This window comes from Anaerosporobacter sp., from assembly GCF_031551385.1.
Classification (GTDB): domain Bacteria; phylum Bacillota; class Clostridia; order Lachnospirales; family Lachnospiraceae; genus Anaerosporobacter.
Window position 1 is genome coordinate 1 of the sequence record NZ_JAVBNS010000121.1, and the last position, 7,700, is coordinate 7,700.

Annotated in this window: 5 protein-coding genes; 3 read left to right on the forward strand and 2 right to left on the reverse strand. The window is 34.2% G+C overall.

Features of this window, described 5'->3' with window-relative positions:
* Positions 1-4,592 (reverse strand): SpaA isopeptide-forming pilin-related protein (locus RMR19_RS10590; protein ID WP_310603460.1); only part of this gene is annotated, 4,592 nt, incomplete at its 3' end.
* Between the two features lie 401 nt (positions 4,593-4,993).
* On the opposite strand from RMR19_RS10590, the gene RMR19_RS10595 reads away from it, so the two are divergent.
* A complete protein-coding gene (locus RMR19_RS10595; RefSeq protein WP_310603461.1) occupies positions 4,994-5,215 on the forward strand; it encodes a chorion class high-cysteine HCB protein 13 in 222 nt (73 codons plus the stop codon).
* A 62-nt stretch (positions 5,216-5,277) separates the two neighbouring features.
* Here RMR19_RS10595 and RMR19_RS10600 read toward each other — a convergent pair whose 3' ends face one another.
* Complete coding sequence (locus RMR19_RS10600; RefSeq protein WP_310603462.1) at positions 5,278-5,496, reverse strand: hypothetical protein; 219 nt, start codon at positions 5,494-5,496, stop codon at positions 5,278-5,280.
* Between the two features lie 308 nt (positions 5,497-5,804).
* On the opposite strand from RMR19_RS10600, the gene aroC reads away from it, so the two are divergent.
* Both aroC and RMR19_RS10610 read left to right on the forward strand, forming a co-directional pair.
* Positions 5,805-6,905, forward strand: a complete 1,101-nt coding sequence (gene aroC / locus RMR19_RS10605) for a chorismate synthase (RefSeq protein WP_310603463.1) — start codon at positions 5,805-5,807, stop codon at positions 6,903-6,905.
* A 259-nt stretch (positions 6,906-7,164) separates the two neighbouring features.
* A partial coding sequence (locus RMR19_RS10610; RefSeq protein ID WP_310603464.1) for a helix-turn-helix domain-containing protein occupies positions 7,165-7,700 on the forward strand: 536 nt, incomplete at its 3' end.

The following is a 7,700-nucleotide window of genomic DNA, read 5'->3' on the forward strand; positions in this document are numbered from 1 at the left end:
TCATCAGTTTCAAATATATCTACTAGTTTATTCTTAGCATCATAAACTGCAAATTTTGCACCTTCAATTGGTTCACTGGTTTCTTCATCTGTTAATATTACTTTAATACTACCAGGACATATTCTAAGATATTGTGTATTACTTTTAGAACTTTCGATTTCTGGCTCTATTGTTTCCGTTAATGTTTTAATATCATCTGTAATCGCAACGGATATTACTTCATTTGTTTTTTCGTAACCTGCTGGTACATCGGTTTGAATAATCTTATATTCTCCATATGGTACATCAGTGAAGCAAACTACTCCGTCTTTTGTACTATCGATATACTTAATTAGGTTTGAACAGTTATCATCATCCTTAGCATACAGTTCATATCGAACATTTTCTAATGGTGTTTTTTCTGCATCATCAACCTTAACAGTAAACTTAATATCTGCCTTAATTCTATCATTCTTAAATTTTACTACCTTATCACGATCTGTTAACTCAAGTAATGTGCTCTTTGTCTCATCGCTCTTTATGTAGCCGTTTGCTGCTTCTGTTTGTTTTACTGTATATGTTCCAAGAGGTAATCCTGTAACATCACATTCTCCATAGGAATCCGTTGTAAATTCTTTTATGCATGTATCATTACTATCATAAACCTCAAATGTAGCGCCTTCAATTGCTTTATCGGTCTCATCTGCATCAGTTAATACTACTTCAATACTTCCAGGCATTGTGGTATTAATGTATGTTTCTGAGCTTAGATTTGCTTTTGCTGTATATAGAGTTTCACCTTTTTCTGGTTCAACTACTGACATTGTTACTGTTATTATAGACGTAGAAAGCTTGTAGCCCGTTGGAGCACTTGTCTCTGCAATCGTATATTCACCAAATGCTATATTCTCAAATGTAACAATACCATCTTTATCACTTATTGCAGTTTCTATTGTAGTCTCGTTCGCATCATTTGTCTTATATAACTTGAATGTTGCTCCTTGAAGTCCATCTCCAGTTGCTACTTCTTTTACTTTCTTGAAGGAAATGTTTGTTTTAAGAAGTTCTGCATAGGAATATATCTCTATGGTACCATCTGTTGCTATAAATTCATTATCCTTTATTGGCTCAGTAGAAGATGTTGTTTCAAATATATCATTATTAATTTGGTATCCTTCTGTTGGTTTAATTTCTTTAATTGTATATTTCCCATCTACTGTAAGGTCTTCAAATACAACCTTACCTTGGGCATCTGTCTTCTTGATAGAGCCAACTTGTGTACCAAATTTATCATATAACGCAAATTCAGTTCCTTCTAGTGGTATTGTTGTTCCTGTAATATACTTCTTAATAATTAATGTTCCGGACTTTCCTTTTCCGCTAATTGCACCAGACGGCAATGTCATGTTTGCCACTGCCATTGATTTCTGAGAAGTAATTTCTATCTCTCCCGAATTATTCTTATAGATTGCTTCATTTTGACACTTGATTTTCTTTAATGTCTTATTCTTAATTTTTGTTGTAAATGAAAGCTGGTATGCATCCGTTGAATTTTCTGGTAAATTGAATACTAGGGTCTTTGTCTTAGTATCATATTTAAAATCATCTTTACTTATTGCTATTTCGGTTCCAACCCATGCTTTAGTATTGGCATCCACACGCCATTTTCCTTCTACTCTTTCACCCTTAATCAAGGTCATATCTGTTGCATCAAATTCTAGGTCACCCTCTAATCCAGCAAAACAATCTGTAATTGTTGCATTATGCAATTTTAATCCATCACGATTTACTGTAATTCTCCATCGTATCATGTATTGATTATCTTCAAACACTGCTTCTTTTGTAACTACGCTAACTGTTACTTCTTCTATCTTTTTCGCACTTTCAGTAAAAGGTGTTTTTTCTAAATCTAGTGTCGCCGTTCCTGCTAATACAGCCGTATTTTCAATTGATATTGTTGTATTTTCATAGAAATCTTCATCGTTATATATATATGTTTTATATGTAATAACATAGTAGTCATTAATTTTTCCCTTCTCATCTTTGGCATCTGCAAAATCATATACCAATGTAGGTTCACTACTATTTAGCTTATCGTCATCAAGTGCATCGTCCTTATCTACTATCACTTCTGAACCTTTCGTAACTTCAAATGAACCTGCCTTATATTTCTGTATTTCTGATTTCGTAATGACATCTGAAAAGACTGGATTCTCAATTGGTAAACCACTTTCATTAATATGAACTTTCCATGTAATTGTATGGCTAGATTCATCATATGAACTTTCTTTTCGAATAATCTTGCTATCTATTTTTCTTGTAGCATCATCTACCGTTTGTGTTCCTTCAATTCCTGTAGCTTCTACCGTTATTGAATTTCCTACTACTTTTTTTTCGCCATCTACATTATGATAAATGATAGAATCTGAAACTTTTGTTTGAATATAGACACGACGACTTGTTGTTACTGATGGAAAGTGTATTACGACATTCTCTTTTTCCCCATCTTTTACTACTTCATAATAAGCTTTGTTCTCTTCTGTCTTTCCTTCTGAAACACTTGTAGGCTTTGTATCTGTATCATCTGCATATTTAACTGATTCACTAACAAATGTTTGATCATCACCAATTATATCTGTAATTACTACATCACTAAGATTAATTGCATCTGCCACAGTATCACTGTTCAAGCTAATCTCCCAAAGAATCATTCCCGTTGATTCATCATACTCTAACGATTGTTTTTTTACAACAGAGTAAGATATCGTTTGCTTTTGATTCTCAGGTTTCCCTTGGCGAATTCTTGTACCTGAGCCACCACCTGTTATTGGTTGGAGCCATGTCATAAAAGCAGATACTTCAAACTCATATCCTGGTCTGTTTTCTTTAAAGAAATCCTCTGTAATTGTTGTGTTAAAGGAAATCGTTACAGCCTTATTCAATATATTACTACTATCTTTTAACCCATCAAACGTATAGCAACCTTCGGCGTCTACATACCAAGTACTCAGTTCAGCCTTAGTATAAGTTTTTGTCCCATCAGCGGATGTTATTGTGAATGAATCATCTTGCATTACCAAATACTTATCTATAATTTCCCATTCAAACCATGGGTCCTCCATATCAATTTCATCGCTATTTACTTTAAATGTCCAAGTCGCTAATTTTGCCTTCAAATTAATAACAACACTCTGCTCAAAACACTTTGGCGTTACTATAATTTCACCTGCTTTCACATCAGCAGAATCTATTAACTTAGAACCATCATACAAACTGCTTGTGTTTGTTAATGTCGTCTCTATGCCTCCAGCATATACGGAATCAAGTATTCTCGTCTTATAAGTTAATATAAAGTCAGTTTCCTCATCATAGTCGCCAAAATCAGAAATGTAATAAGATAGCTTCCACTTATTCTCTTCTCCTGATACTTTTACTAATTCATATTGTGTTTTATCTAATGTATTACCATTAAACGCAACAGAACCTTCGATAAGTTCTTGATTATGAATAATTTCTACAATAGTAGCTCCACCTGCAACTGTATTACCACCCGTTACTGTTGTTGTCCATGAGTATTCATGATTTTCCTGCTTTGTATAGCTTTTTTCTATTTTAGGTATTACATCTGGATTATTAAAATAAACACCGATATCAATATTGTTATTTCCAGTTTCAAATGTAATTACTTTATAATCTACTTTACCAATGGCTGATTTATTGAATTTAAGTTCAAATTCAAACTCACCTTCAATATCGTACATACTGGAAATTGCCTCATTGAATGTAAATGTTACATTTCTATTCTCTTTACTTACTGATGCTACACATAGCTGTACACCTCCATCATTTGGCTCAGTTGACAATGTCTTAGTAAAATTCCCTGTTACGTTTATCTCATTTGGCAATGCAACACTAAACTCACCTAAATCAGCCAAACTCTGACCCGATGCACAAGAAAAATCATAATGTACAATCACGGAGGAATCTTTATCAACCCGTGTATCTCCTATTGGTGTATCATCATCTATTAACAACTGCACATTCGTTATAAAATCAATCGTTTGTTTCGGTGCATATGTAATTTGATACCGCTTTGTTCCCTCTTTCGTCTCCACATCAAACGAAAATGACACATCTTTCTCTACCGCATTCAAATCCAACGCATAATCAACAACAAAACTTCCCTCTATTGTATCTTCCGAAACATCACCCTCACTACTCTCTCCATTGTCTACGTCCTCGTGCGTTAATACGATTGCTGAACCTGAAACCGTTACAGCATATGGTGATTTAATACCTGTTGTAGTATCAATTTTGGGTATCATCTTTTCAGGAATATCCATTGTTATGGCACTTCCTGTTGCCACTTTCCCCTTTGGAATGTTTATATCATATGTTACTTTCAAAGAATCTCCATCCGTTAACTGAATTGAAGTCTCCTTCGTAACATCAACTGCATTCTTTTTAACAACTACGTCTTCTACGTAATCACTTAAACTTTCTGCTCCTTCTGCATATATTACTCGTTTTGGTACTTGTATCGATGTCACAATCATAACCAAACATAGTATTGCAGCAAGCATTTTCTTTTTACTTGAATTTATATTTAGCATACAAACCCCTTTCTGTAAATATCTCTCATTATTCTGTCGCACACCTAGATTAACACAAAAAGTAGCAATCGGCAATATTTCCTCAAAAAATTGCACTCTTTACTTAAAAAATGCACTTTTCAAAATATTACTTTTATTTTTTTCTTATTGCAAATATAATACATGAATATTTCCTTAATTTTCACATTACTCTTACATTCTTCTTCCAATTCTCCTCCATAATAATGCAATTGTAACTTTATGGTAAAACATTCTTTTATCTCAAAATACATTTTTTCCATAAACCGAATATTTCCTCGAATTATAGCAATCGGTTTTTTCAGAATCTTTATAAAATCTAGTAAAGCAGTCAAGCAGTCACACATAAGATACATTGTAAGTTAATTTTAGGAGGAACTAAAATGAGTGATTTAGCAGCAACAAACTGTGGATGTGGAAATGGTTGTAGTAGTGATGGAGGAAATAGTTGTCTATTGATAATTATCCTTTTATTCTGCTGTGGTGGTAACGGATTTGGTAACAGTGGCTGTGGCAACGGTTGTGGTGGTAATGACTGTGGCAGCATCATCTGGATTATCCTTATTCTTTGTTTCTGTGGTGGCGGCAACGGTTTCTGCTTCTAATCAATACTTAAGGGGATATCGGTTTACCGATATCCCCTTTCTATTTTCTATAAAGTTACCTATTAGAAATTATGTCTGTTCTTTCTTCTTCTATTTTGAAGGCATTGATAACATTTTAGATCAATCTCATAAATGGTTGTATCATCAATTACCAATTCCGAATCATCTTCTTTCACTACCTTCTCAAAGCAATCAATATTGTTTTCTGTTTCAATACTTGCATATCGTTGGTAAGGCCAATCCATCTCATCTTGATTTATCCTACTATAATAGTTCTCCATCACATTGCCCCTCCTTATATGAGTGTTCCAACAAACTGGATATTTCCAAAATATCGTGTGCATACTATAATATATGAAATTGTCCGAAAAAATGTCCATATATTCATTGACTATTCATCCAATTTTCCCTTATAATAGTTGAAACGATGCCATTTCCACATTTGTTTACATAAAATGACGACTTTAAATTGACATCATTGACTATAATCATTATGTAACGTTGAAAGACTATATCTTTCAAGTTACAATTAGACATACCATTCAAGAAAACAAACATATATTATATATAGAAAGATTGAGGTACTATCATGGCAGGTTCATCATTAGGCACTATGTTCAAAATATCAACTTGGGGGGAATCACACGGCAAAGGTGTTGGTGTTGTTGTAGATGGTTGTCCCGCTGGTCTTCCAATCTCTGAAGCATATATTCAAACCTATCTTAATAGAAGAAAACCAGGACAATCCAAATACTCTACTCCTCGTAAGGAAGACGATCATGTAGAAATCTTATCTGGTGTATTCGAAGGATATACCACGGGAACTCCAATTTCTATGGTTGTTATGAATCAAACACAACGTTCTGGTGATTATTCCGAAATTGCTAACTACTATCGTCCAGGACATGCCGACTATACATTTGATTCCAAATACGGTTTTCGTGACTACCGAGGCGGTGGTCGCTCTTCAGGTCGTGAAACAATTGCTCGTGTAGCTGCCGGTGCTATCGCTATGGCTATCCTTGATAGTCTTAACATTCACGTTAACGCTTACACACAATCTATTGGGCCAATTACAATTGATCGTGCAAATCTTAATTTAGAAAATATTATGCAAAGCCCTATCTACATGCCTGATTTAGAGGCATCTGCTAAAGCGGAAAATTTCCTTGTAGAAAAGATGGCAGAATGCAACTCTGTTGGCGGAATCATTGAATGTGTTGTAAAAGGAATGCCTGCTGGTGTTGGCGAAACTGTATTTGACAAATTAGATGCAAACCTATCTAAAGCCATTATGTCTGTTGGTGCGGTAAAAGGTGTTGAAATCGGTAATGGTTTTGAATGTGCTACGATTCTTGGTGATGAGAACAATGACGCTCTCTATTATGAAGATAACACATTATCAAAAGAAACAAATCATGCAGGTGGCATTCTTGGTGGTATGAGTGATGGAACAGACATTGTTCTTCGTGCTGCTGTTAAACCAACACCATCTATCGCAAGAACACAGCATACTGTGAATAAGTCTAATGAAAACATCGAAATTAATATCAAAGGTCGCCATGATCCTATTATCGTTCCAAGAGCTGTTGTTGTTATCGAATCTATGGTTGCATTAACTTTAGTTGATATGCTCTTCCAAAACATGACTTCTCGATTAGATAAGATTCAAGAATTTTATAAAAAATAAGATACCAGGAGCAATTGCATTTATCCGTGTAATTGCTCCTTTTTTATCTATTTCTCTGTCATTTTTCTCTATATTAATTGCTTTTTTTGCCTTTAAAGTCAATGCTTTTCAGTTATTTTCTCAAATTAATTCCATTTAGCATGATTTATGTATCTTTTTGTTGACACTCTATATAATGCGTGTATAATAAAATATGCTATAAGTTTAGCATAGCTAAACTCGAAGTGTAGTTATGCTAAGTAAAAGGAAGTGAATCCACATGCAAATTGGTCACAAAATCAAAGAACTCCGTGTTCAAAAGAATCTTACACAAGAAGAATTAGCAGATCGTGCTGAACTGTCAAAGGGATTTATCTCGCAACTTGAGAGAGATTTAACATCACCCTCTATTGCTACTTTAGTTGATATCTTGCAATGTCTTGGAACGAATCTAGAAGAATTTTTTTCAAATACAACTTCAGAACAAGTCGTTTTTCATAAATCGGATTATTTCGCAAAATATGATTGTGAATTAAAAAATGAGATTCAATGGATTATACCGAATGCGCAAAAAAACATGATGGAACCCATTCTTCTCACATTAGAACCTGATGGTTCTACCTATCCAGATAATCCTCATGAAGGTGAGGAATTTGGTTATGTACTGAATGGTACAGTTACCATTCACATCGGAACGAAATCATACAAAGCAAAAAAAGGAGAAGCTTTTTATTTTACCCCTTGTAAAAAACACTATCTTAGTGCTTCTTCAAAATCAGGTGCTAGTCTTCTTTGGATTTCGACACCTCCTAGTTT